At 71.8% G+C, this 24,044-nt stretch carries 21 protein-coding genes; 9 read left to right on the top strand and 12 right to left on the bottom strand.

Features of this window, described 5'->3' with window-relative positions; genetic code table 11:
- Window positions 1–134 precede the first annotated feature (134 nt).
- Window positions 135–1,115 (bottom strand): pirin family protein, encoded by a 981-nt coding sequence (locus F8R89_RS18430; RefSeq protein ID WP_151785001.1) that lies wholly within the window; start codon window positions 1,113–1,115, stop codon window positions 135–137.
- Window positions 1,116–1,245: 130 nt separating this feature from the next.
- Window positions 1,246–1,725, bottom strand: a complete 480-nt coding sequence (locus tag F8R89_RS18425; protein ID WP_151785000.1) for an SseB family protein — start codon at window positions 1,723–1,725, stop codon at window positions 1,246–1,248.
- Between the two features lie 194 nt (window positions 1,726–1,919).
- Here F8R89_RS18425 and F8R89_RS18420 point away from each other — a divergent pair, with 194 nt between their 5' ends.
- The 3 genes from F8R89_RS18420 (at window position 1,920) to F8R89_RS18410 (ending at window position 5,506) form a co-directional block, all read left to right on the top strand.
- Window positions 1,920–3,746: an acyl-CoA dehydrogenase gene (locus F8R89_RS18420; protein ID WP_151784999.1), complete on the top strand. Its 1,827-nt coding sequence runs from the start codon at window positions 1,920–1,922 to the stop codon at window positions 3,744–3,746.
- 132 nt (window positions 3,747–3,878) lie between these two features.
- Complete coding sequence (locus F8R89_RS18415) at window positions 3,879–5,174, top strand: M18 family aminopeptidase (RefSeq protein ID WP_151784998.1); 1,296 nt, start codon at window positions 3,879–3,881, stop codon at window positions 5,172–5,174.
- 86 nt (window positions 5,175–5,260) lie between these two features.
- Entirely contained in the window at window positions 5,261–5,506 is a 246-nt protein-coding gene (locus F8R89_RS18410; protein ID WP_151784997.1) for a DUF6458 family protein, read from the top strand.
- On the opposite strand, the gene F8R89_RS18405 is transcribed toward F8R89_RS18410, so the two are convergent.
- Entirely contained in the window at window positions 5,494–7,320 is a 1,827-nt protein-coding gene (locus F8R89_RS18405; RefSeq protein WP_151784996.1) for an NHL domain-containing thioredoxin family protein, read from the bottom strand. The two genes, F8R89_RS18410 and F8R89_RS18405, sit on opposite strands and share 13 nt — an antisense overlap.
- A gap of 88 nt (window positions 7,321–7,408) precedes the next feature.
- Between F8R89_RS18405 and F8R89_RS18400 the strand changes: the two genes are divergently transcribed.
- Complete coding sequence (locus tag F8R89_RS18400; protein ID WP_151784995.1) at window positions 7,409–7,903, top strand: LURP-one-related/scramblase family protein; 495 nt, start codon at window positions 7,409–7,411, stop codon at window positions 7,901–7,903.
- A 19-nt stretch (window positions 7,904–7,922) separates the two neighbouring features.
- On the opposite strand, the gene F8R89_RS18395 is transcribed toward F8R89_RS18400, so the two are convergent.
- Entirely contained in the window at window positions 7,923–8,717 is a 795-nt protein-coding gene (locus F8R89_RS18395) for a carbon-nitrogen family hydrolase (protein ID WP_151784994.1), read from the bottom strand.
- A gap of 229 nt (window positions 8,718–8,946) precedes the next feature.
- Between F8R89_RS18395 and F8R89_RS18390 the strand changes: the two genes are divergently transcribed.
- Window positions 8,947–9,771, top strand: coding sequence for a maleylpyruvate isomerase family mycothiol-dependent enzyme (locus F8R89_RS18390; RefSeq protein WP_151784993.1), 825 nt, complete (start codon window positions 8,947–8,949; stop codon window positions 9,769–9,771).
- Between the two features lie 71 nt (window positions 9,772–9,842).
- A complete protein-coding gene (locus F8R89_RS18385) occupies window positions 9,843–10,628 on the top strand; it encodes an SAM-dependent methyltransferase (RefSeq protein ID WP_151784992.1) in 786 nt (261 codons plus the stop codon).
- 1 nt (window position 10,629) lies between these two features.
- Here the strand turns inward: F8R89_RS18385 and F8R89_RS18380 are convergent, their stop codons facing one another.
- Both F8R89_RS18380 and F8R89_RS18375 read right to left on the bottom strand, forming a co-directional pair.
- Window positions 10,630–11,925, bottom strand: a complete 1,296-nt coding sequence (locus F8R89_RS18380; protein WP_151784991.1) for an MFS transporter — start codon at window positions 11,923–11,925, stop codon at window positions 10,630–10,632.
- On the bottom strand, window positions 11,922–12,584 hold the full coding sequence (locus tag F8R89_RS18375; RefSeq protein WP_151784990.1) for a GntR family transcriptional regulator: 663 nt from the start codon (window positions 12,582–12,584) through the stop codon (window positions 11,922–11,924). Before F8R89_RS18375 ends, F8R89_RS18380 begins: the two co-directional genes overlap by 4 nt.
- Window positions 12,585–12,815: 231 nt before the next feature.
- On the opposite strand from F8R89_RS18375, the gene F8R89_RS18370 reads away from it, so the two are divergent.
- The gene (locus tag F8R89_RS18370; protein WP_151784989.1) at window positions 12,816–13,694 is read left to right on the top strand and encodes a D-alanyl-D-alanine carboxypeptidase family protein; all 879 of its coding nucleotides are present in this window, start codon (window positions 12,816–12,818) and stop codon (window positions 13,692–13,694) included.
- A gap of 76 nt (window positions 13,695–13,770) precedes the next feature.
- Here the strand turns inward: F8R89_RS18370 and F8R89_RS18365 are convergent, their stop codons facing one another.
- The 4 genes from F8R89_RS18365 to F8R89_RS18350 form a co-directional block, all read right to left on the bottom strand.
- Window positions 13,771–15,177, bottom strand: a complete 1,407-nt coding sequence (locus F8R89_RS18365) for a dihydrolipoamide acetyltransferase family protein (RefSeq protein WP_151784988.1) — start codon at window positions 15,175–15,177, stop codon at window positions 13,771–13,773.
- Between the two features lie 10 nt (window positions 15,178–15,187).
- Window positions 15,188–16,168: an alpha-ketoacid dehydrogenase subunit beta gene (locus tag F8R89_RS18360; RefSeq protein ID WP_151784987.1), complete on the bottom strand. Its 981-nt coding sequence runs from the start codon at window positions 16,166–16,168 to the stop codon at window positions 15,188–15,190.
- Window position 16,169: 1 nt separating this feature from the next.
- Window positions 16,170–17,348, bottom strand: coding sequence for a pyruvate dehydrogenase (acetyl-transferring) E1 component subunit alpha (gene pdhA / locus F8R89_RS18355; RefSeq protein ID WP_062666033.1), 1,179 nt, complete (start codon window positions 17,346–17,348; stop codon window positions 16,170–16,172).
- 457 nt (window positions 17,349–17,805) lie between these two features.
- Window positions 17,806–19,368, bottom strand: a complete 1,563-nt coding sequence (locus F8R89_RS18350) for a protein kinase domain-containing protein (protein ID WP_151784986.1) — start codon at window positions 19,366–19,368, stop codon at window positions 17,806–17,808.
- Between the two features lie 351 nt (window positions 19,369–19,719).
- Between F8R89_RS18350 and F8R89_RS18345 the strand changes: the two genes are divergently transcribed.
- On the top strand, window positions 19,720–21,363 hold the full coding sequence (locus tag F8R89_RS18345) for a protein kinase domain-containing protein (RefSeq protein ID WP_151784985.1): 1,644 nt from the start codon (window positions 19,720–19,722) through the stop codon (window positions 21,361–21,363).
- Between the two features lie 101 nt (window positions 21,364–21,464).
- Here the strand turns inward: F8R89_RS18345 and F8R89_RS18340 are convergent, their stop codons facing one another.
- Window positions 21,465–22,004 (bottom strand): bacterial proteasome activator family protein, encoded by a 540-nt coding sequence (locus F8R89_RS18340; RefSeq protein WP_151784984.1) that lies wholly within the window; start codon window positions 22,002–22,004, stop codon window positions 21,465–21,467.
- A gap of 232 nt (window positions 22,005–22,236) precedes the next feature.
- Between F8R89_RS18340 and F8R89_RS18335 the strand changes: the two genes are divergently transcribed.
- On the top strand, window positions 22,237–23,004 hold the full coding sequence (locus F8R89_RS18335; RefSeq protein ID WP_151784983.1) for a hypothetical protein: 768 nt from the start codon (window positions 22,237–22,239) through the stop codon (window positions 23,002–23,004).
- A gap of 52 nt (window positions 23,005–23,056) precedes the next feature.
- Here F8R89_RS18335 and F8R89_RS18330 read toward each other — a convergent pair whose 3' ends face one another.
- Window positions 23,057–24,037, bottom strand: coding sequence for an NAD(P)H-quinone oxidoreductase (locus tag F8R89_RS18330; RefSeq protein WP_151784982.1), 981 nt, complete (start codon window positions 24,035–24,037; stop codon window positions 23,057–23,059).
- Window positions 24,038–24,044 lie beyond the last annotated feature (7 nt).

Here is a 24,044-nt window from a genome sequence, read left to right as displayed (position 1 = left end):
TCATGCGCGGGGCCGGGTGTCGTGCGCGGGCGATCCGGGCGGGTGACGGACGGGGGAGGGCCCGCGGGTGGCGGACGGCGAGAGGCCCGCGGCCGCACCGGGTGGGTGCGGCCGCGGGCCTCGTGACGTGCCGGTCAGTCCTGCGCGGGTCCGGCGGCGCTCATGCCGTGCACCGCGGGGACGGTGCCCAGGCGGCCCTTCTGGAAGTCCTCGAAGGCCTGCATCAGCTCGTCCTTGGTGTTCATCACGAACGGGCCGTAGTGGGCCATCGGCTCCCGGATGGGCTGTCCGCCGAGGAGGACGACCTCCAGGTCCGGCGTGTGGGAGTCCTGCTTCTCGTCGGCGCGGACGGTCAGCGAGCCACCGGCGCCGAAGACCGCGGTCTGGCCCACGTGGACGGGACGGCGCTCGGCACCGACCGAGCCCTTGCCCGCGAGCACGTACGCCAGCCCGTTGAAGTCCTCGCGCCACGGCAGGGTGACCTCGGCGCCCGGCGCCACCGTCGCGTGGATCATCGTGATCGGCGTGTGCGTGATGCCGGGTCCGGCGTGCCCGTCCAGCTCACCGGCGATGACGCGCAGCAGCGCGCCGCCGTCGGGGGTGGTGAGCAACTGGACGTTGCCGCCGCGGATGTCCTGGTAGCGCGGGGCCATCATCTTGTCCTTGGCCGGGAGGTTCACCCACAGCTGCAGGCCGTGGAAGAGGCCGCCGGACATGACGAGGGACTCCGGCGGGGCCTCGATGTGCAGGAGGCCCGAGCCCGCGGTCATCCACTGCGTGTCGCCGTTGGTGATCGTGCCACCGCCGCCGTTGCTGTCCTGGTGGTCGAAGATCCCGTCGATGATGTAGGTGACGGTCTCGAAGCCGCGGTGCGGATGCCAGGGGGTGCCCTTCGGCTCGCCCGACGCGTACTCCACCTCACCCATCTGGTCCATCATGATGAACGGGTCCAGATGGCGGTAGTTGATCCCGGCGAACGCGCGGCGCACCGGGAAGCCCTCACCCTCGAAACCGCTCGGCGCGGTCGTGACGGCGAGCACGGGACGGGCCACGGCCTCCGCGGGCGCGGCGACACGGGGCAGCGTCAGCGGGTTCTCGACGGTCACTGCAGGCATGTCGGTACCTCCTTGTGCGGCCAGTTTAGTTGAGCGTTGAACTTTCTGCCACCCCGAACGCACAAAGCCCGGAGGGCATTCCCTCCGGGCGTTCGATCCGGGAAGCGGCTCAGTGTGACAGCACGTCCGCTCAGCCGTACATGCGGCGCATGGCGAACTCGACCATCTGCTCCACGGCCTTCGCGTCGAAGACCATGCGGTGCTCGCCCTCCATGTCCAGGACGAAGCCGTAGCCGGTCGGCAGCAGGTCGATCACCTCGGCGCCGGTGATGACGAAGTACTTGGACTCCTTGCCCGCGTACCGCCGCAGCTCCTTGAGCGAGGTGAACATCGGGATCACCGGCTGCTGGGTGTTGTGCAGGGCGAGGAAGCCGGGGTTGTCGCCGCGTGGGCAGTAGACCTTCGAGGTCGCGAAGACCTGCTGGAAGTCCTCGGCCGTCAGCTGACCCGTGGTGAAGGCGCGTACCGCGTCCGCGAGCGAGGGCGGGGACGGCTCGGGGTAGAGCGGCGGCTGCTGGCCGTACCCGCCGGCGCCACCGGCCATGGGCTGCTGCGGCGGGGCGTACTGCTGCTGCGCCCCACCGTCCATGGGCTGGCCGTATCCATACATGCGCGCAAGCGTACCGACCACGACCGGGCCCGTGGACCGCTATGGCCGCCGAGGTCGTTCCGGTGGGGCCTGTCACAGATCGGGGGTCGGGGTTGCGTCTTATTACTGGCGGGTAGCATCATCGTAGCTACTTGTTGGTACGTGAACCAGCGCGAGGATCCAGTGCCTCGCCGACCCGCTACGGAGCCGTGACCATGGGGCACTACAAGTCGAACCTCCGCGACATCGAGTTCAACCTCTTCGAAGTACTCGGACGCGACAAGCTGTACGGCACGGGTCCGTTCGAGGAGATGGACGTCGAGACCGCGAAGAGCATCCTGGAGGAGCTGACCCGCCTCTCCGAGAACGAGCTCGCGGAGTCCTTCGCCGACGCCGACCGCAACCCGCCGGTCTTCGACCCGGAGACCAACACCGCGCCCGTCCCGGCGTCCTTCAAGAAGAGCTACCAGGCCTTCATGGACTCCGAGTACTGGCGTCTGGGCCTGCCCGAGGAGATCGGCGGCACCACCGCGCCCCGCTCCCTCATCTGGGCCTACGCCGAGCTGATCCTGGGCGCCAACCCGGCCGTGTGGATGTACTCCTCGGGCCCCGCGTTCGCGGGCATCCTCTTCGAGGAGGGCAACGAGGTCCAGAAGCACATCGCGAAGATCGCCACCGAGAAGCAGTGGGGTTCGACGATGGTCCTCACCGAGCCGGACGCCGGCTCGGACGTCGGCGCCGGCCGCACCAAGGCCGTGCAGCAGGAGGACGGCTCCTGGCACATCGAGGGCGTCAAGCGCTTCATCACGTCCGGCGAGCACGACATGTCGGAGAACATCATCCACTACGTGCTGGCCCGCCCCGAGGGCGCCGGACCCGGCACCAAGGGCCTGTCCCTGTTCATGGTCCCGAAGTACAACTTCGACTTCGAGACCGGCGAGCTGGGCGAGCGCAACGGCGTCTACGCCACCAACGTCGAGCACAAGATGGGCCTCAAGGCGTCCAACACCTGCGAGATGACGTTCGGCGACAAGCACCCTGCCAAGGGCTGGCTGATCGGCGACAAGCACGACGGCATCCGCCAGATGTTCCGCATCATCGAGTTCGCCCGCATGATGGTCGGCACGAAGGCGATCTCCACGCTGTCGACGGGCTACCTCAACGCGCTGGAGTACGCCAAGGAGCGCGTCCAGGGCCCCGACCTGGCGAACTTCATGGACAAGACCGCCCCCAAGGTCACCATCACCCACCACCCCGACGTGCGCCGCGCCCTCATGACGCAGAAGGCGTACGCGGAGGGCATGCGCGCCCTGGTGATGTACACCGCCTCCGTCCAGGACGCCATCCAGGTCAAGGAGGCCAACGGCGAGGACGCCAAGGCCGAGCACGCGCTGAACGACCTGCTCCTGCCGATCGTCAAGGGCTACGGCTCCGAGAAGGCCTACGAGCAGCTCGCCCAGTCGCTGCAGACCTTCGGCGGCTCCGGCTTCCTCCAGGAGTACCCGATCGAGCAGTACATCCGGGACTCCAAGATCGACACCCTGTACGAGGGCACCACCGCCATCCAGGGCCAGGACTTCTTCTTCCGGAAGATCGTCCGCAACCAGGGCGCGGCCCTGAACTCGCTCGCCGAGGACATCAAGAAGTTCCTCGCGGTCGGCGAGGGCGGCGAGGAGCTGGCGGGCGCCCGCGAGCACCTGGCCAAGGCCGCCGTCGAGCTGGAGGCCATCGTCGGCCTCATGCTCACCGACCTCGCGGCGACCGAGCAGGACGTCAAGAACATCTACAAGGTCGGCCTGAACACCACCCGCCTGCTGATGGCCTCCGGTGACGTCGTCGTCGGCTACCTGCTGCTCAAGGGCGCCGCGGTCGCCGCCGAGAAGCTCCCGACGGCCTCCGCCAAGGACAAGGCGTTCTACACCGGCAAGATCGCGGCGGCGAAGTTCTTCGCGGCCAACGTCCTGCCCGGCGTGACCGGCGCGCGCAAGCTCGCCGAGGGCGTCGAGCTGGACCTGATGGAGCTGGACGAGGCGGCCTTCTAGGACCCGCGCGCACGGGAACGGCTCGGCGGCAAAGGGCCGTTCCCGTCACTCACGGACAATCCACATCGCCCCGCACGAGGGCCCGCTCCCCTTCCCCGGGAGCGGGCCCTCGCACGTCGTTAAGGTGAACCCATGAGCGCACCCCCCCGCTTCGACCGCGGCCACACCGACGACCTGATGTCCTTCCTCGCGGCGAGCCCGTCGCCGTACCACGCCGTGGCGAACACCGCCGAACGGCTCGAGAAGGCCGGCTTCCGCCAGGTCGCCGAGACGGACGCCTGGGACGGGTCGAGCGGCGGCAAGTACGTGCTGCGCGGCGGCGCGATCGTCGCCTGGTACGTCCCCGAGGGCGCGGCGCCCCACACGCCGTTCCGGATCATCGGCGCCCACACCGACTCCCCCAACCTGCGTGTCAAGCCGCTGCCCGACACCGGCGCGCACGGCTGGCGCCAGGTCGCCGTCGAGATCTACGGCGGACCGCTGCTCAACTCCTGGCTCGACCGCGACCTCGGCCTCGCCGGCCGGCTCACCCTGCGGGACGGCTCGACCCGGCTGGTCAACGTGGACCGGCCCCTGCTGCGCGTCCCCCAGCTCGCCATCCACCTCGACCGCGCGGTCTCCTCGGACGGCCTCAAGCTCGACAAGCAGCGGCACCTGCAGCCCGTGTGGGGCCTCGGCGACGTCCGTGACGGCGATCTGATCACCTTCCTGGAGGAGACGGCCGGCATCGCCCCGGGCGAGGTCACCGGCTGGGACCTCATGGTCCACTCCGTCGAGCCCCCCGCCTACCTGGGCCGCGACAAGGAACTCCTCGCCGGTCCCCGCATGGACAACCTGCTCTCCGTCCACGCCGGCACCGCCGCGCTGACCGCCGTGGCCGGCTCCGGCGCCGGTCTGCCCTGCATCCCGGTGCTCGCCGCCTTCGACCACGAGGAGAACGGCTCCCAGAGCGACACCGGCGCCGACGGCCCGCTGCTCGGCGGCGTCCTGGAGCGCTCGGTGTTCGCCCGCGGCGGCTCCTACGAGGACAAGGCCCGCGCCTTCGCCGGGACCGTCTGCCTCTCCTCCGACACCGGCCACGCCGTCCACCCCAACTACGCCGAGCGGCACGACCCCACGCACCACCCGCGTGTCAACGGCGGCCCCATCCTCAAGGTCAACGTCAACAACCGCTACGCGACGGACGGTTCGGGCCGTGCCGTGTGGGCGGCGGCCTGCGAGAAGGCGGACGTCCCGTTCCAGTCCTTCGTCTCCAACAACTCCATGCCGTGCGGCACCACCATCGGTCCCATCACCGCCGCCCGGCACGGCATCCGCACGGTCGACATCGGCGTCGCGATCCTCTCCATGCACAGCGCACGGGAGTTGTGCGGCGTCGACGACCCGTGGCTGCTCGCCAAGTCCCTGTCGGCGTTCCTGGAGGGCTAGTTGGGGCGGGCGCCGCATGAGCGCCTCCGGCCGGGGTACCCGGAGGTCCGGACCGGATCGTCCGGACCGGACAGGAGGCGACACTCATGGGCCTCGGCGGGTGCATCATCCTCATCGCCGCGGGAGCCATCCTCACGTTCGCGACCGACTGGGACATGGACGGCGTGAACCTCGACCTGGTCGGGGTCATCCTGATGATCGTGGGCCTCATCGGCGTCACGACCTTCAGCAGCATCGCCCGGCGCAAGCGCGTGGTGGTGCCGCCCTCGACCCCGGTCGTCACGGAGGACCCGCACCGGCGGGACGGCTACAACGACGGCTACGGCGTCTGACCGTCCGCGCCGGCGAACACCAGCGGCAGCCGCCCGGCACCCCCGCCGGCCGGCCGGACCGGGACGTCCCAGTCCCGCTGGTGCAGCCGGCACGCCGGATACGGGACCGAGGGGTCGTCGTCGCAGGACGCGACCCTCGCCGAGACGTGCAGGACGCCTGACCCGGCGGACGGGTCGAACACGAGGGTGCGGGAGAGCGACGTCCCCGCACCCTCGCCCGTGCGCAGCAGCTCCGGCGGCGTCGCGGACACCAGCAGCCGGGCCGGCGGCCCGTACCGGTCGTCCGGGCGCTGCCCCTCCGGCGCCTCGAAGAGCACGTCCAGCACCACCTCGCCGGGGGCCACGTCCGTCGGCGCCGTCGGTGCGGGGCGCCCGGCGCGGCGTACGGCCTCCTCGGGCAGCCGCAGCCGGGTCAGCCGGTGCCGGGCCGACTCCACGACCACGACGTCCCCGCCCACCGCCACCGCGCCCGACGGCTCCCGCAGGTCCCCGGCCAGCGTGGACACCTCACCGGTCGCCGGGTCGTAGCGGCGCAGCGCGTCGTTGTAGGTGTCGCTGACGGCGACCGAGCCGTCCGCGAGCGCCGTGACGCCCAGCGGATGCTGGAGCAGCGCCTGCCCGGCCGGGCCGTCGCGGTGCCCGAAGTCGAACAGGCCGGTGCCGACGGCCGTGCGCACCACGCCCCGCCGGTCCACCCAGCGCAGCGCGCTCGTCTCCGCGTCGGCCACCCACAGCCGCTCCCCGTCCGGTGACACGGCGAGCCCGGACGGCTGCGCGAACCACGCCTCGTCCGCCGGGCCGTCGACCAGTCCCTCGTCCCGCGTCCCCGCCGCCACCTCGACGGTCCCCCCCTCCGGGTCGTACGTCCACAGCTGGTGGATCCCGGTCATGGCGATCCACACCCGCCCCGCGAACAGCGCCACGTCCCACGGCGAGGACAGGTCCACCTCCCGCGCCGGGCCCGTCGTGGCCGCCCCGGGCCACCACTGCCGTCCGGTGCCCGCCACCGTCGTCACCGCGCCGGTCGCGAGGTCGACGCGGCGCAGCGCGTGGTTGACGGTGTCGGCGACGAACACCGCCCCGTCGTCCAGGAGCAGCAGCCCCTGCGGCTCGCTGAACGCCGCCGAGTCCGCCGGGCCGTCGGCGAACCCGCGCACGCCCGAACCGATGCGCCGGACGACGCTCTCGCCGTCCTCCGCGAACTCCACCAGCCGGTGCCGGGAGGTGTCGCTCACCAGGAACCCGCCGCCGGGCAGCGCCACGATCTTCCCCGGGAAGCGCAGCTCCGTCGGCACCGGCTCCGGCGGCACGTACGGCCCGTCGCCGCGCCGCAGCGTGCCCTTCGCCGCGTGCTCGGCCTCCAGCTCCGTCACCAGCCGCTCGATCGCCCGCACATGCCCCTCGCCGGAGTGCTGCGCGACGACGTACCCCTCCGGGTCGATCACGGCGAGCGTCGGCCACGCCCGCACCGCGTACTGCTTCCACGTCTCGAGCCCCGGATCGTCCAGCACCGGGTGCTCCACGCCGTACCGCTCCACGGCGTCGGCGACGGCCGTGTGCTCGGTCTCGTGCGCGAACTTCGGCGAGTGCACCCCGACCACGACGAGGGTGTCGGGGTGCCCGGCCTCCAGCTCGCGCAGCTCGTCGATGACGTGCTGGCAGTTGACGCAGCCCGCCGTCCAGAAGTCGAGCAGCACGATCCGTCCGCGCAGGTCGGCCAGCCGGTACGCGCGTCCGCCCGTGTTGAGCCAGCCGCCCGCCCCGGTCAGCTCGGGGGCGCGGACGCGGGCGTGCCGGGGCGCGGAGTCGGTCATGTCCCCAGGGTGCCACCCGCGGCCCGGACTCAGCCCGTCGGCCTAAAGGCGGGGGTTCCGGGGCGGGTGGCGGGGAAGCCCTCGTGGCATGAGATTTCTCGTGCGGGACCGGCTGCTCGGCTTCGGGGACGACTACTGGATCGAGGACGACCGCGGGGAGAAGGTGTTCCTCGTCGACGGCAAGGCCATGCGGCTGCGGGACACCTTCGAGCTGAAGGACGTCCAGGGACGCGTCCTCATCGACATCCGCCAGAAGATGTTCGCGCTGCGCGACACCATGGTGATCGAGCGGGACGGCGAGCCGCTGGCGACGATCCGGCGCAAACGGCTGTCGCTGCTGCGCAACCACTACCGGGTCACGCTCGCGGACGGCACCGAGCTGGACGTCAGCGGCAAGATCCTCGACCGGGAGTTCGCCGTCGAGTACGACGGGGAGCTGCTGGCCGTCGTCTCGCGCCGCTGGCTGCACGTCCGGGAGACGTACGGCGTGGACGTGGTCCGCGAGGACGCCGACCCGGCGCTGCTGATCGCGGTGGCGGTGTGTGTGATCCACCTGGCGGAGAAGGAGCGCGGGGACGACTGAGGCCCCGTGGGGGCGGGGCTCAGCGCCGGGGCGGGGCGAGCCCGAGCACGCGGTCCTTCAGGGCCGGGAACTGATCCCGTGTCACCGCGACCCGGCCGGGGTCGAACTCGACGGTGAGGACCTCCTCGCCGGGCCCGGCCTGGGCCAGGACCTCGCCCCAGGGGTCCACCACGATCGAGTGACCGGCCTGCGGAACCCCCGCGTGCGTCCCGGCCGTTCCGCAGGCGAGCACGTACGCCTGGTTCTCCACGGCCCGGGCCTGGGCGAGCAGCGTCCAGTGCGCCCGCCGGCGTTCCGGCCACCCGGCGGGGATCACGAACGTCTCGGCGCCGGCGTCGACGAGACCCCGGAAGAGTTCGGGGAAGCGCAGGTCGTAGCAGGTGGCGACGCCCAGCGTGGTGCCGGGCAGCCGGACCGTCACGAGGTCCCGGCCCGCGCCCATCAGCACGGCCTCGCCCTTGTCGAAGCCGAACCGGTGGATCTTGCGGTAGGCGGCGGCCAGGTCCCCGGAGGGGGAGAACACCAGCGAGGTGTTGTAGAGCGGCCCGTCGGGGTCGCGTTCGGGGATCGACCCGGCGTGCAGCCAGACCCCGGCGTCGCTCGCGGCCTTGGCCATCGCCTCGTACGTGGGTCCTTCGAGCGATTCGGCCTCGGTGCCGAACTCCTCGTAGGCGAAGGCGCCGGTGGTCCACAGCTCGGGCAGGACGACGAGATCCGCTCCGGCTTGTTCTCGTACCAGGGAGGCGACCCTCGCCCGGCGCGATTCCACCGATTCGTCCTCATTCACATCGATCTGGAGCAAAGAGGCGCGCACACTACCACCGTCCTGGCATTCGAGCCGTCCACACGGGCCTACGATCGTCACACGAAAGCACTGCCGGGGTGCCTCACAGCAGCGTAACTTTGGGGGTCCCCCCTGTTCGAGCGCAGCCGAGAACGTGGGGGACCGCCGAGACACCCGCCGACAGCCGCCGCCGCCCACTGGCACCGCCGCCAGAACCTGCCCGCGAACCGACGTACCAACCGCCGAGGGGTCCCGTTCCGTGAGTCTGCATCCCACCCTCCAGCCCTACGCCGACGCCTGGACCCACTCCATCGAAGCGATATCCGAGCTGGTGACACCGCTCGTCGAAGGCGAGTGGAACCGGCGCACCCCCTGCCCCGGCTGGTCGGTGCGCGACGTCGTCTCCCATGTCATCGGGCTGGACTGCGAGATGCTGGGCGACCCGCGCCCCATCCACACACTGCCGCGCGACCTCTTCCACGTCACCAACGACCACCAGCGCTACATGGAGATGCAGGTCGACGTCCGCCGCCACCACACGGCGCCGGAGATGACGTCGGAGCTGGAGTACACGGTCATCCGCCGCAACCGCCAGCTGCGGAACGAGAGCCGTGACCCCGGCACCAAGGTGCGCGGCCCGCTGGGCGCGGAGCTGACCCTGGAGGAGTCGATGCGCACGCACGCCTTCGCCGTGTGGGCGCACGAGCAGGACCTGCGCGCCGCGCTGGGCCGCCCCGGCAACCTGGACTCCCCCGGCGCGCTCGTCGCCCGGGACGTGCTGCTCGGCCGGATGCCGGACGTCATGGCCACCAAGGTGGACGCGCCCCGCAGTTCGGCGATCGTGCTCGACGTGCACGGCCCGGTGGAGTTCCTGCGCACGATCCGCATCGACATCCAGGGCCGCGGCACCCTGGAGACGGCCCCCGCGCTGGGCCCGGCCGCCGCGCTGACCCTGGACTGGGAGACGTTCGTCCGGCTGGCCTGCGGCCGGGTCGCGCCGGAGTCGGTGGCGGACCGGGTGAAGACCGAGGGCGACCCCGAGCTGACGGCGGCCATCCTGCGGAACTTCACCGTCACCCAGTAGTCCGTCACGGGCGCGGCGGCGGACCTAAAACCGGTGTCGCCGCCGCCCGGGTCCCGGCTACCGTCCCCGCCGTGACCGACGCAGACCCGCACCTCACGCGGCTTTCCGACGGGCCGCCCCGGCTGACCCGGCTGACCTTCCACGGCCCCCTGTCCGAGCAGCGCGCCGGCCGGCTGGTCGAGCGGCTGGCCCGGACTGCTCCCGCCACCGTCCTCGACATCGGCTGCGGCTGGGGCGAGTTGATGCTGCGGGTCCTCGAGGCGGTGCCGGGGGCCACCGGGACCGGGATCGACCTCGACACCGAGGACCTGGCCCGGGGCCGGCGGATCGCCCGGGAGCGCGGGCTGGCCGGACGGGTGCGGTTTCTGGAGGAGTCGGCGACCGGGACGCCCCACGGCCCGGCCGACCTGGTGCTGTGCGTCGGGTCCAGCCAGGCCCTCACCACGGCAGAGCCGCCCGAGCTCATCACCGACGCGCTGCGGGCGCTGCGCGGCCTGGTCGCCGACGGGGGCCGGGTGCTGCTCGGGGAGGGCTTCTGGCAGAGGCCCCCGACGGAGGCCGAGCTCGCGGGCATGTGGCCGGGCGCGAGCGCCACCGACCACCACGACCTGGGCACCCTCCTCGACCTCGCCGTGGAGGCCGGTTTCCGCCCGGAGTGGACGGAGACGGCGGACGCCGGCGAGTGGGAGGAGTTCGAGTCGGCGTACCAGGCGGACGCCGAGGTGTGGCTGGCGGACCACCCCGGCCACCCCCGGGCGGCCGAGACGCGGGAGCGCCTCGACCGGCACCGCGCCCAGTGGATGAGCTACCGGGGCGTCCTCGGACTCGCCTACCTCACCCTGGTGCCCACGAGCTGACTCACGCGGGGACGTGCACGGTCTCCACCCGGCTGGCGACCAGGCGTTCCCGTTCGCGGCGGGCGGCGCGTCCGCGCAGCCGCAGGATCTGGCTGACGCCGAGAGCCTGCAGGACGAAGACCGCCGAGAAGGCGATCCGGTAGTCGTCGCCGGTGGCGTCGAGCAGCACCCCGACCGCGAACAGCGTCGTCATGGAGGCGATGAAGCCGCCCATGTTGGTGATGCCGGAGGCCGTGCCCTGCCGCTCGGGCGGGTTGGCCGGGCGGGCGAAGTCGAAGCCGAGCATGGAGGCCGGTCCGCAGGCTCCGAGCACCACGCACAGCACGACGAGCAGGCCCATCGGCGCCGTGTCGCCCGGCCAGGCCAGGGTCGTCGCCCACAGGACGGCGGTGGCGGCGACCGTGCCGAGGGCGAGCGGCAGCCGGGCTCCGTGGTGCCGGGCGACGACCTGTCCGTAGACGAGGCCCACGGCCATGTTGGACAGGACGACGAGGGTGAGCAGCTCCCCGGCGGTGGCGCGGGTGAGGCCCTGCGCCTCGACCAGGAAGGGCAGTCCCCACAGCAGCAGGAACACCATCGCCGGGAACTGCGTCGTGAAGTGCACCCACATGCCCAGCCGGGTGCCGGGCTCCCGCCAGGACGCGGCGATCTGGCGGCGGACGTAGGCGGCGCCCTGGTGCGGGACCGGCTGCGGTTCGTGGCCCTCGGGGTGGTCCTTGAGGAACAGCAGGGTCAGCACGAGCACCACGACGCCCGCGCCCGCGCTGCCCGCGAACGCCGCCGTCCAGCCGACGCCGTGCAGCACCCGGGCCAGGACCAGGGTGGAGACGAGGTTGCCCGCCATGCCCGCGAGTCCGGCGAGCTGGGCGACCAGCGGGCCGCGCCGGGCCGGGAACCAGCGGGTGCCGAGCCTGAGCACGCTGATGAACGTCAGCGCGTCGCCGCAGCCCAGCAGGGCCCGGGAGGCGAGGGCCATGCCGTACGACGGGGAGAAGGCGAAGGCGAGCTGTCCCGCCGTGAACAGCACGGCGCCCATGGCGAGCACCTTCTTGGTGCCGAGCCGGTCGACGAGCAGGCCGACGGGTATCTGCATGCCCGCGTACACGAGCAGCTGGAGGATCGAGAACGTCGACAGGGCGGAGGCGTTCACGTCGAAGCGGTCGGCGGCGTCCAGTCCGGCGACCCCGAGCGAGGTGCGGAAGATGACGGCGACGAAGTAGACGGAGACGCCGATGCCCCAGACGGCGATCGCGCGCCGTCCGCCCGGGGGGTCGCCGGGCAGGGTGGGCTGCCTCATCGCTCCTCACCCCGGGCGAGGTGCGAGAACCAGTCGATGTGCCGGTGGACCAGTGCGACGGCCGCCTGCGGGTCGCCGGAGCGCAGGGCCGTGAGGATCTCCTCGTGCTCGCTGAGCGTCTTGGCGATCCGGTCGGGGTGGGAGTGCATCACGGCGGCGCCCATGCGCAGCTGCCGGTCGCGGAGCTGGTCGTAGAGGCGGGAGAGGATCTCGTTGCCGCCGCTGCGGACGATCTCGGCGTGGAAGCAGCGGTCGGTGACGGCGGCCGCCGCGAAGTCGCCGGCGGCGGCCTGCGCCTTCTGCCGGTCGAGCAGTTCCTCCAGCCGCTCCAGGAGCCCGGGGGGCGCGGGGACGGCCTTGCGCGCCGCGTGCTCCTCGACGAGCATGCGCGTCTCCACGACGTCCTTGATCTCCTGCGCGGAGACGGGCAGGACCAGGGCGCCCTTCTTCGGGTAGAGCTTGAGCAGCCCCTCCGCCTCCAGCCGCAGCAGCGCCTCGCGGACCGGGGTGCGGGAGACGCCGACGGCCTCGGCGAGTTCTCCCTCGGTGAGGAGCGTGCCGCCCTCGTAGCGGCGCTCCAGGACGCCCTGTTTCACATGGCTGTAGACGCGGTCGGCGGCGGGCGGCTGCTTCACGGGGGCGGGCGGGGCGGTAGGCATGCCCACAGCATAGATACAACACGTACGCAAGGGCCGGGCGGTCCACGATGCGGACCCGTCCGATGGAATCTCCCGGCAAAGAAGCACCGTCCGGACCAGCGGCGGCGCAACCTTGTGTGCTACTTACGTGTCACACACGTGCGGCCCCACTTTCTTCCCCTCCAACTCGGCCGCACCGCAGGGGCATAAGACGTAATCGGGGTAAATCAGTTGATAACTGCACACAAGGGCATGCGTGTTCGCAGAGCCGCCGCCGTCGTCCTCACGACCGGCGCCGTTCTCGCCACCGGCGCCCTCACGGCGGCGCCCGCGCAGGCCGTCACCACGCCCTCGATCAATGCCAAGGGCGGGTTCCTGATGAACAGCGCCAACGGCAAGACGCTGTTCTCGAAGTCGGCGGACACGAAGCGGCTGACCGCCTCGACGACGAAGGTCATGACCGCGAAGGTCGTCCTCTCCCAGTCGAACCTCAATCTCGACACGAAGGTGACCATAAAGAAGGAGGTCAGCAACTACATCGTGTCCAAGGGGGCGTCCTCGGCGAACCTGATCGTCGGTGACAAGGTCACCGTCCGTCAGCTGCTCTACGGGATGATGCTCAAGTCCGGCTGCGACGCCGCGATGACCCTCGCCGACAAGTACGGCACCGGCTCCACGGTCAACGCCCGCGTGAAGTCGTTCATCGGCAAGATGAACACCATGGCGAAGAGCCTCGGCATGACGAACACGCACTTCGACTCGTTCGACGGCATCAGCAACGGCAAGAACTACTCGACGCCGCGCGACCTGACGAAGCTGGCCCGCAGCGCGATGAAGTCCTCGACGTTCAAGACCGTCGTCAAGACGAAGTCCTACACGGCGAAGACCATCACCAAGACCGGTTCCACCCGCACGATGGCGGCGTGGAAGAACACCAACACCCTGCTCGGCTGGAACGGCACGCTCGGCGTGAAGACCGGCTCGGGCAGCGAGGCGAAGTACTGCCTCGTCTTCGCGGCCACCCTGAACGGCGAGTCCGTGGTCGGCACCGTGCTCACCGCCTCCTCCGAGGCCAACCGCACGGCGGACGTGAAGAAGCTCATCACCTACGGCTACGCCAAGATCAGCTGACCTTCGGCGAGCGGTCGGGCATGACGAACGGGGCGGTCACCGCGAGGTGACCGCCCCTTTCAGCGCCTTACGGGGCTCACGCCCAGGTGATCAGCCGCTTGGGCTGCTCCAGGATCGCCGCCACGTCCGCGAGCACCTTGGAGCCCAGCTCGCCGTCGACCAGGCGGTGGTCGAAGCTCAGCGCCAGCGTGGTGACCTGACGCGGCTTCACCTTGCCCTTGTGCACCCACGGCTGGAGCTTGATGGCGCCGACCGCGAGGATCGCCGACTCGCCCGGGTTGAGGATCGGGGTGCCGGTGTCGACGCCGAAGACGCCGACGTTGGTGATGGTGACCGTGCCGCCCTGCATCGCGCCCGGGGACGTCCTGCCTTCCCGGGCCGTGGACACCAGCTCACCCAGCGCCTCCGCCAGCTGCGGCAGCGTCTTGGCGTCGGCGTCCTTGATGTTCGGCACGATCAGGCCGCGCGGGGTGGCCGCCGCGATGCCCAGGTTCACATAGTGCTTGCGCACGATCTCCTGGTTCGCCTCGTCCCAGGACGCGTTGATGTCCGGGTTGCGCTTGATCGCGACCAGCAGGGCCTTGGAGATCAGCAGCAGCGGGTTCACCCGCAGCCCCGCGAACTCCTTGTCCGCCTTCAGCTCCTCGACCAGCTTCAGGGTCCGCGTCACGTCCACGGTCACGAACTCCGTGACATGCGGGGCCGTGAACGCCGAGCCCACCATCGCCGCCGCCGTGGCCTTGCGGACGCCCTTGACCGGGACACGGGTCTCCCGGGCGCCGTCGTACGAGGCCGCGGGCGCCGGGACGGCCGCCGGGGCGGGCGCCGCCGCCTGGGGGGCCGTGGGCTCCGGCTCGGCGGCCGGTGCCTGCGCCGCCACCGCCGCGTGCACGTCCTCGCGGGTGATGATCCCGTCGGGGCCGGTCGGGGTCACCGTCGCCAGGTCGACGCCCAGGTCCTTCGCCAGCTTGCGCACCGGCGGCTTGGCCAGCGGACGGCCCAGGTCCGGGGCGACGGCGGGGCCGTGCCCGTTCAGCTCGGCCTGGAGGGCCTGCGCCGCCGGCTCGGGCTCCTGGCGCGGCGCCTCGGCGCCCTTGCGCGGGCGGCGCTTGGTGGACGAGGCGGAGACGCCGTAGCCGACGAGCACCGGCTGGCGGCCCTGCGGCTCGGCCTCCTCCTCCTGCGCGGGCGCGGGCGGCTCCTCGTCGGCCGGGGCCGCCCCGCCGGAGACGTCGACCGCGATGATCGACGTGCCGACGTCGACCGTGGTGCCCTCGGGGAAGTGCAGGGCGCGGACCACGCCGTCGTACGGGATGGGCAGCTCGACGGCCGCCTTGGCGGTCTCGACCTCGCAGACCACCTGCCCGTCGGTGACGGTGTCGCCCGGCTGGACGTACCACTTGAGGATCTCGGCCTCGGTGAGACCCTCACCGACGTCGGGCATCTTGAACTCGCGCACGGACGCGTCTGTCATCGTCGTCACGACCCTCTCCTCAGTACGCCAGGGCACGGTCGACGGCGTCGAGCACCCGGTCCAGACCCGGCAGGTACTCCTCCTCCAGGCGCGCCGGCGGGTACGGGGCGTGGTAGCCGCCGACCCGGAGCACCGGGGCCTCCAGGTGGTAGAAGCAGCGCTCGGTGATCCGGGCGGCGATCTCCGCGCCGGAACCGAAGAACACCGGGGCCTCGTGGACCACGACGAGCCGGCGGGTCTTCTCCACCGAGGTCTGGATGGTGTCGAAGTCGAGCGGGGAGACCGACCGCAGGTCCAGGACCTCCAGGTCGCGCCCCTCCTCGGCGGCCGCCGCGGCGACCTCCAGGCAGGTCTTCACCATGGGGCCGTAGGCGGCGAGCGTCAGGTCGCGGCCCTCGCGGGCCACCTGCGCCTTGTGCAGCGGGCCGGGGATGGCGTCGGTGACGACCTCGCCCTTGTCCCAGTAGCGGCGCTTCGGCTCGAAGAAGATCACCGGGTCGTCGCTCTGGATGGCCTGCTGCATCATCCAGTACGCGTCGGACGCGTTCGACGGCGAGACGATCTTCAGACCGGCGACGTGCGCGAACAGCGACTCCGGGGACTCCGAGTGGTGCTCGACCGCGCCGATGCCGCCGCCGTAGGGGATGCGGACGACGACGGGGAGCTTGACCTTGCCCAGCGAGCGGGCGTGCATCTTCGCGAGCTGCGTGACGATCTGGTCGTACGCCGGGAAGACGAAGCCGTCGAACTGGATCTCCACCACCGGGCGGTACCCGCGCAGGGCGAGACCGATCGCGGTGCCCACGATGCCCGACTCGGCGAGCGGGGTGTCGATGACCCGGCTCTCGCCGAAGTCCTTCTGCAGGCCGTCGGTGACACGGAAGACACCGCCGAGCTTGCCGACGTCCTCACCCATCACGAGGACCTTCGGGTCCGTCTCCAGGGCGCGGCGCAGCGACTCGTTGATCGCCTTGGCCAGAGCCATCTTCTCCGCTGCCATGTCAGGCCCCCTCTACGTCCGCGAACGACGCCTGGTAGGCGGCGAACTGGGCGCGCTCCTCGTCGACGAGCGCGTGCCCGTCCGCGTACACGTTCTCGAAGATGGCGAAACGGTCCGGGTCCGGCATGGCGCGGACCGCTTCGCGCACTCGCTTGCCCAACGCCTCGCTCTCGGTCTCCAGTTCCGCGAAGAATCCCTCGTCCGCGTGGTTTGCGGACTCCAGGTACGCGCGAAGGCGCAAGATCGGGTCCTTCGCCTCCCAGGACTGGCGCTCCTCGTCCCCGCGGTAGCGGGTCGGGTCGTCGGAGGTGGTGTGGGCGCCCATGCGGTACGTGAACGCCTCGACCAGCGTCGGGCCCTCGCCGTTGCGGGCGCGCTCCAGCGCCCACTTCGTCACGGCGAGGCAGGCGAGGACGTCGTTGCCGTCGACGCGCACGCCGGGGAAGCCGTAGCCCTGCGCGCGCTGGTACAGCGGCACCCGGGTCTGCTTCTCGGTCGGCTCGGAGATCGCCCACTGGTTGTTCTGGCAGAAGAACACCACGGGGGCGTTGTAGACCGCGGAGAACGTGAAGGACTCGGCCACGTCGCCCTGGCTGGAGGCGCCGTCGCCGAAGTAGGCGATGACCGCGCTGTCCGCGCCGTCCTTGGCGACACCCATCGCGTAGCCCGTGGCGTGCAGCGTCTGGGAGCCGATGACGATCGTGTACAGCTGGAAGTTGTTGCTGTTCGGGTCCCAGCCGCCGTTGTTCACGCCGCGGAACATGCCGAGCAGGTTGGTGGGGTCGACGCCCCGGCACCAGGCGACGCCGTGCTCGCGGTACGTCGGGAAGACGTAGTCGTCCTCGCGGGTGGCGCGGCCGGAGCCGATCTGGGCGGCCTCCTGGCCGAGCAGCGAGGCCCACAGACCCAGCTCGCCCTGGCGCTGCAGGGCGGTGGCCTCGGCGTCGAAGCGGCGGGTGAGCACCATGTCGCGGTAGAGGCCGCGGAGCTCTTCGGGGGTGATGCCGGCGACGTACTTGTCGAACTCGGCGTTCTTGACGCGCTTGCCCTCGGGCGTCAGCAGCTGGACGAGCTCGGGTTCGGCGCTCGCCGTCTTCCTCGCGGATGTGGTCTTGCCGGCCGTGCTCTTGGTACCGGCGCTGCGTCGCGGCTTTCGCGCGGCAGTGCTCTCCACGGTCACGTGTGCTCCTCCGTCGGTCCGGCTACCCGGGTTCGCCGGGTGCTGGGGTTACCCCCTGTTCCGCGGTGGGAACGTGGGGGCGCGGCTCACCTGCGGCCCTCGGACGCACGGGGTGGGTGCGGCTCGTTGGGGACAGGCGTGACAGGTGCCCCGGCGAGCGCCCTGCAAAAGGCACGTTACCCAGTGCTCCACATTTCTGTGAAACCCCTCCTGACCTGGGATTTTGCTTGGAAATCCAAGTAAATCGCGAAAGTCGGGAACAGTCCTGGTCACAGCCTTGCAGGGGGCCGGAACAACGGCACGTTATATCGGTGAGCCAGGTCACGGGAAGGGTCGTCGTGTCACTGCCCGTGTCCGACGGCCACGGGCAGTGACAAACTGCAGCTCAGGGGTGTGAAAAGCGCGCGTGAGCCCGTTCGGGGCGCACGCGCGCGTGGGTGGAGGTGGGGCCGGTCGGTCAGACGCCGTTGCCCGCGATGGTCCCCGTCGAGGCCGTCGGATCCCCCGTCGGCTCCGGCGGGTCCTCCGTCGTCGGCGCTGTCGGGTCCTCCGTCGGGTCCTGCGTCGGCTGCTGCGTCGTCGGCTCCTGCGTCGGCTTCTGCGGCTGCTCCCGCGTCGGCTCCTGCGTGGGCTCCTGGGTCGGCGACCAGTCCGGGTCGGAGCCGGTGTCCGTGCCGCCGTCGTCGTAGCCGCCGGTCTGGTCCTCGGTCGCCTCGTCGGTGGGCTCCTCGGACGGCTTGTCCCGGTCCTCGCTCTGGGTCGCGGTGGGCTTGGTCGGCGTGTTGTCGTCGCCGCCGCCCTTGCCGTTGTTGACGGCGAGCGCGACACCGGCCGCGATCGCGATGACCGCGAGGACGGCGAGGATCCACAGCTTGCCGCGGCCGCTGCCCCGGTTGCCGTGCCCCTCGAAGCCGCCGTCGTCCCCGCCGCCGTAGCCGCCGGGCAGGATCGGCTGCGGAATCTGGGTCGTCCCGGAGCCGGGGTCGCCCGGGTGCCCCATGACGGCCGTGTGCGCGAAGCCGCCGGCCGGGGTGTGCCGGCCCTCGTGCGTGGTCACCGGGCCGGTGTTCCAGGTGCCGGTGTGGCCGCCCTGGTCGTACAGCATCTGCAGCGCGTACTGGACGAGGCCGCGCATCTCCTCGGCCGTCTGGAACCGGTCGTCCGGCTCCTTGGCGAGCGAGCGCATGACGAGGCCGTCGAGCTCCGGCGGCGCGGCGTCGGACGCCTCGGACGGCGGGGTCGGGATGTCCTGGACGTGCTGGTAGACCACCGACAGCGGGGTCTCGCCGGTGAACGGCGGGCGCAGCGCGAGGAGTTCGTAGAGGAGGCAGCCGGTCGCGTACAGGTCGGAGCGGTGGTCGACCGCCTTGCCGAGCGCCTGCTCGGGCGAGAGGTACTGCGGGGTGCCCATGACCATGCCGGTCTGGGTCATCGTCGACTGCGCGCCGTGCAGGGCGCGCGCGATGCCGAAGTCCATCACCTTCACGGCGCCGTTGTTGGTGATGATGACGTTGGCGGGCTTGATGTCGCGGTGCACGATGCCGTGCTGGTGCGAGTAGGCGAGGGCCTCCAGGACACCGGAGACGATGATGAGCGCCTGCTCGGGTCCGGGCGCCTCGGCGTTGATGAGAAGGTCGCGGATGGTGCGGCCCTCGACGATCTCCATGACGATGTACGGCACGGAGTGGCCGCCGACGACGTCCTCGCCGGAGTCGTACACGGCGACGATCGCGTGGTGGTTGAGGCCGGCCACGGACTGGGCCTCGCGCGTGAAGCGGGCCTTGGACACCGGGTCCTCGGCGAGGTCGGAGCGCAGCAGCTTCACCGCCACGGTACGTCCCAGCCGGACGTCCTCGGCCGCGAACACCTCGGCCATGCCGCCCCGGCCGAGTCTGCGGGTCAGCCGGTACCGGCCGTCCCCGACCAGCCCGCCGTTACCCCACATCTCCGGCGCGTCTGACATACCGCCGCCAGCCGCCTCGGGGTCGGACGGGCCCTGAGCGCGCTGCTGCTGTGCCATCGGTCCTCGCCGTCGTTTCTGCCCGCGGTGCGCGCGGTGTTGTTACGGTCTCCGTCGGCCACGCTACAGCCTCGGCGCAAGCCGCCGGTCCGGGACGGCCGCCCCGATCTGGCGAAGACGGACCGGTCATGAAACCTTCACCCGGCCCCCACGTGCAAATTGTGTGCACCGACGGTACGACCCCTGTAACGCTTGGGCGACGCGGCCTTCGCGTACGGTCACGGAACGGGCACCTCGCTTGACCTGTCGGTGCCGTGGGGCAGACTTGGCCGGGAATAGCACATTGGATCAACCGGGATCAGCGGATCCCGGACAGCCGCAGGCGCCCAAGGGGCACGGGGGACGCAGAACATGAGCCAGGACGGCGCACAGAACGCGCACGCGGGACGGTCGCTGGCCGGGGGCCGCTACCAGTTGCGCGACCTGCTCGGCCAGGGCGGCATGGCCTCCGTCCACCTCGCCTACGACTCCGTGCTCGACCGCCAGGTCGCGGTCAAGACGCTGCACACCGAGCTGGGCCGCGAGCCGGCGTTCCGCGAGCGCTTCCGGCGCGAGGCCCAGGCAGTGGCCAAGCTCACGCACACCAACATCGTCTCCGTCTTCGACACCGGCGAGGACGAGATGGACGGCATGACGACGCCGTACATCGTCATGGAGTACATCGAGGGCCGCCCGCTCAGCTCCGTCTTCGACGAGGCCGTACGGCGGGCCGGGGCGATGTCCGCCGACCAGGCGCTGAAGATCACCGCGGACGTGCTCGCCGCGCTGGAGATCAGCCACGAGATGGGCCTGGTCCACCGCGACATCAAGCCCGGCAACGTGATGCTGAACAAGCGCGGCGTCGTCAAGGTCATGGACTTCGGCATCGCGCGCGCCATGCAGTCCGGCGTGACGTCGATGACGCAGACCGGCATGGTCGTCGGCACCCCGCAGTACCTCTCGCCGGAGCAGGCCCTCGGCCGGGGCGTGGACGCCCGCTCCGACCTGTACTCGGTCGGCATCATGCTGTTCCAGCTCGTCACCGGGCGGCTGCCGTTCGACGCGGACTCGCCGCTGGCCATCGCGTACGCGCACGTCCAGGAGGAGCCGGTCGCCCCGTCCTCCATCAACCGCTCGCTGCCGCCCGCGGTGGACGCGCTGGTGGCCCGCGCTCTGAAGAAGAACCCGAACGAACGCTTCCCCAGCGCCGAGGCCATGCGGGACGAGTGCCTGCGGATCGCGCAGTCCTTCCAGGCGGCGCCGCCGAGCATCGTGCCGGGCGCGCAGACGCAGAGCGGCCAGGGCGTCGGCGCCTCGGTGTTCCCGCCGGTCGGGCAGACGCCGCCGAGCACCGGGCCCGTGCAGCAGCCGTACCAGCCGACGCCGCCGCCCTCGCCGTACGGCACCCCGCCGCCGTCCGGGCCGACCCCGGCGTACGGCTATCCGCAGCAGTCCGGCTTCGCGACGCCGGCGCCCGCCGGCTACTCCGCGCAGCCCGGCCACGCGACGCCTCCGCCGTACACGATCGCGCCGCAGGGGCAGGGGCAGGGCGCGCCGGGCGGCCGGAAGCGGAACCGGTCGGTGATCGTCGGCTCGATCGTCGTGGCCCTGGTCGCCGTGGGCGGTCTGATCGCCGCGCTGTCGATGAACGGCGGCGGGGGCGACGAGGGCAAGGGGGGCGGCGGCGGCTCGCCGACGGCCACCGAGATCTCCAAGGCGCCGGGCTGGCGGCAGGGCGACACCTCGCGGACCGTCGAGACGAGCGAGTGCACCGAGCCGCGCGAGTCCTACCTCGACCCGGACAAGGTGACGATGCCGGACCTGACCTTCCGGTACTGGCCGTCGGTCGAGGAGTGCCTGAAGGCCGCCGGCTGGGAGTACGAGAAGATCGACACCGACGAGAACACGTACGGCCAGGGCACGGTCATGGAGCAGGAGCCCAAGATCCGCAAGGACTTCGACCCGGACAACCCGCCGGTGATGAAGTTCAAGGTGTCCACCGGCAACCCCGAGTGACGGACCGGTCCGGGTGACCAACCGGTCCGGGTGACGGACCGACGAGGAAGGGCCCGGCGGCATCGGCCGCCGGGCCCTCGTCGTCCGTGGATGAGGACGTCCTACAGGTACGGGCCGCCCGTCCGGCCGGCCTGCGGGTGGTCGCCGTCGTCGCCGCCCACACCGGGCGGGAGGGCGCGGCGCATCTGCTCCAGCTGGGCGCGCGCCGCCATCTGCTGGGCGAACAGGGTGGTCTGGATGCCGTGGAAGAGGCCCTCCAGCCAGCCGACCAACTGAGCCTGCGCGATGCGCAGTTCCGCGTCGGACGGCGTCCCCTCGTCCGTGAAGGGAAGCGACAGCCGTTCCAGCTCCTCGACGAGCTCGGGGGCCAGGCCGTCCTCCAGTTCCTTGACGGAACTGGCGTGGATCTCCTTCAGCCGGGCCCGGCTCGCCTCGTCGAGGGGAGCGGCGCGCACCTCTTCGAGCAGCTGCTTGATCATGCTGCCGATGCGCATGACCTTCGCGGGCTGCTCCACCTGCTCCGTCACCGGGGTCTCGCGGGAGTCGTCGTTCCCGCCGCCGCCACCGAGCGCCATTCCGTCCTGGCCCACGACCAGGATCTGGGGGTTCTCGGGTTGCCTGTCGTTCCTCGGCATCTCCATGCCGCCATTCTCTCGCACCTGGACAGCTCATCATCGGGGTGCCCCCCGCGGGGGCTGATCCACCATTCACGCCGCCGGAGATTTCACGCGCCCACCTGGACGGGTCGGCCGGGTGGCGGCGCCCGGAATGCCGGGTGCGCCCGGTGCTGTGAGGCTTGTCCCCTGGGGGTGGGCTGGCTCGGGGTGCCGCGGACTCTCTTGGGTGGTGAAGGCAGTGGGAGCGATGGGGGTCATGCGCACGACCGGACTGCTCGGTGTGCTGGTCATGGGACTGGTCGCCGGCGGTGGCACCGGCACGGCCCACGGCGCCGGGGCCGCGCGCGCCGCTCAGGGCCCCACGGCGACTTTCCGGGCGTCGCCGTCCACGGACCCGTCCGCCGGTGAGCAGGAGGACCGGGACTCCGGGCGCCCCTCGCACCCCGCCGCCTCCGAGGGGCCCTCCGCCGCGCCGTCGCGGCACGGGGAGCACCCGGAGCACCACAGGCCGGGCGGGCGCGAGGAGGCCCGTGACCGGGAGGAGGCCCGTGACCGGGAGGAGGCCCGTGACCGGGAGGAGGCGCGGGAGTCCTGGCACTCCGCGCGGCACGAGCCGTCGCCCAGCGCCAGCGCCCACGGCCCCTCCGCCGGCCGGACCAAACCCTCCGACGAACCGTCCCGCGCCGGAAGCCGGCCCGGCGAGGGCCGTGAGCGGCCCGGACGGCAGAAGGCACCCCTGGAGGAGTCGGAGGCATCGGTGCGCCCGGCCGGCGACCAGGAAGCCACGGCACCCCCGGCCGACGAGGACACCGCCGCCGCCGTACCGGACGACGAGGACACGGCGGCCGCCGCCGACGCCACCGCGCCGCCGTCCGAACGGGCGGCGGACGACGCACAGGGCGCCGGCACCCAGCAGCGGGCGCAGCAGCCCGTCCTGCAGGTCCTGCCCCTCGGCATGGGCCTGGTCCTCGTCGGCCTCGGCCTGGGCCTCGCCTTCGTCGGCCTGCGCCTGCGCCGCGGGTAGGGCGTGCCAGGCGGCCGGCGGGACTTCGCGGACACGCCCCGAGGACGCCCCTCTACGGCACGACCAGCACCACCTTGCCGACATGCCCGCTCTCCTCGACCACCCGGTGCGCCTCGGCGGCGTCGTTCATCGGGATCTCGCGGTCGACGACCGGACGGACCTGGCCGGCCTTCAGCAGCGGCCACACGTGCTCACGCACGGCCGCGACGATCGCCGCCTTCTCCTCCAGCGGCCGGGACCGCAGCGAGGTCGCGGTGATGGCGGCGCGCTTGGCCAGCAGGGCGCCCAGGTTGAGCTCGCCCTTCACCCCGCCCTGCAGTCCGATGATCGCGAGGCGGCCGTTCACGGCGAGGGCCCGGACGTTGCGGTCGAGGTACTTCGCGCCCATGATGTCGAGGATCACGTCGGCCCCGGCACCGCCCGTGGCCTGCTTGATCTCCTCGACGAAGTCCTGCTCCCGGTAGTCGATCAGGATGTCGGCGCCCAGCTCGGCGCACCGCTCCAGCTTCTCCTTGCTGCCCGCCGTGACGGCGACCTTCGCGCCGACCGCCTTGGCGAGCTGGATCGCGAGGGTGCCGATGCCGCTGGAGCCGCCGTGCACGAGCAGGGTCTCGCCGGGACGCAAATGGGCGATCATGAAGACGTTCGACCAGACCGTGCACACCACCTCGGGCAGCGCCGCGGCCTGCGTCAGGCTCACGCCCTCCGGGACCGGCAGCAGCTGCCCGGCCGGCACGGCCACCTTCTCGGCGTAGCCGCCGCCCGCGAGCAGCGCGCAGACCTCGTCGCCGACGGCCCAGCCGGAGACGCCGGGGCCCACCTCGGCGATCCGTCCGGAGCACTCCAGGCCGGGGTACGGGGAGGAGCCGGGCGGCGGGTCGTAGAAGCCCTGCCGTTGCAGCAGGTCGGCCCGGTTGACGGCGCCCGCCGCCACCTCGACCAGCACTTCGCCCTCGCCCGGCACGGGGTCGGGGACCTCGTCCCACACCAGCGCCTCGGGCCCGCCCGGTTCCGCAATCGTGATCGCATGCATGTCACGG

This window comes from Streptomyces sp. SS1-1 (assembly GCF_008973465.1).
Lineage (GTDB): Bacteria > Actinomycetota > Actinomycetes > Streptomycetales > Streptomycetaceae > Streptomyces.
This window is presented reverse-complemented; position numbering and strand designations above follow the sequence as displayed.

What these genes read in the sequence shown, in the direction of transcription:
- F8R89_RS18430 (WP_151785001.1), bottom strand. Translation starts at nt 1,115, where the DNA reads ATGCCTGCAGTGACCGTCGAGAACCCGCTGACGCTGCCCCGTGTCGCC.
- F8R89_RS18425 (WP_151785000.1), bottom strand. Translation starts at nt 1,725, where the DNA reads ATGTATGGATACGGCCAGCCCATGGACGGTGGGGCGCAGCAGCAGTAC.
- F8R89_RS18420 (WP_151784999.1), top strand. Translation starts at nt 1,920, where the DNA reads ATGGGGCACTACAAGTCGAACCTCCGCGACATCGAGTTCAACCTCTTC.
- F8R89_RS18415 (WP_151784998.1), top strand. Translation starts at nt 3,879, where the DNA reads ATGAGCGCACCCCCCCGCTTCGACCGCGGCCACACCGACGACCTGATG.
- F8R89_RS18410 (WP_151784997.1), top strand. Translation starts at nt 5,261, where the DNA reads ATGGGCCTCGGCGGGTGCATCATCCTCATCGCCGCGGGAGCCATCCTC.
- F8R89_RS18405 (WP_151784996.1), bottom strand. Translation starts at nt 7,320, where the DNA reads ATGACCGACTCCGCGCCCCGGCACGCCCGCGTCCGCGCCCCCGAGCTG.
- F8R89_RS18400 (WP_151784995.1), top strand. Translation starts at nt 7,409, where the DNA reads ATGAGATTTCTCGTGCGGGACCGGCTGCTCGGCTTCGGGGACGACTAC.
- F8R89_RS18380 (WP_151784991.1), bottom strand. Translation starts at nt 11,925, where the DNA reads ATGAGGCAGCCCACCCTGCCCGGCGACCCCCCGGGCGGACGGCGCGCG.
- F8R89_RS18375 (WP_151784990.1), bottom strand. Translation starts at nt 12,584, where the DNA reads ATGCCTACCGCCCCGCCCGCCCCCGTGAAGCAGCCGCCCGCCGCCGAC.
- F8R89_RS18370 (WP_151784989.1), top strand. Translation starts at nt 12,816, where the DNA reads ATGCGTGTTCGCAGAGCCGCCGCCGTCGTCCTCACGACCGGCGCCGTT.
- F8R89_RS18360 (WP_151784987.1), bottom strand. Translation starts at nt 16,168, where the DNA reads ATGGCAGCGGAGAAGATGGCTCTGGCCAAGGCGATCAACGAGTCGCTG.
- F8R89_RS18350 (WP_151784986.1), bottom strand. Translation starts at nt 19,368, where the DNA reads ATGGCACAGCAGCAGCGCGCTCAGGGCCCGTCCGACCCCGAGGCGGCT.
- F8R89_RS18345 (WP_151784985.1), top strand. Translation starts at nt 19,720, where the DNA reads ATGAGCCAGGACGGCGCACAGAACGCGCACGCGGGACGGTCGCTGGCC.
- F8R89_RS18340 (WP_151784984.1), bottom strand. Translation starts at nt 22,004, where the DNA reads ATGGAGATGCCGAGGAACGACAGGCAACCCGAGAACCCCCAGATCCTG.
- F8R89_RS18335 (WP_151784983.1), top strand. Translation starts at nt 22,237, where the DNA reads ATGCGCACGACCGGACTGCTCGGTGTGCTGGTCATGGGACTGGTCGCC.
- F8R89_RS18330 (WP_151784982.1), bottom strand. Translation starts at nt 24,037, where the DNA reads ATGCATGCGATCACGATTGCGGAACCGGGCGGGCCCGAGGCGCTGGTG.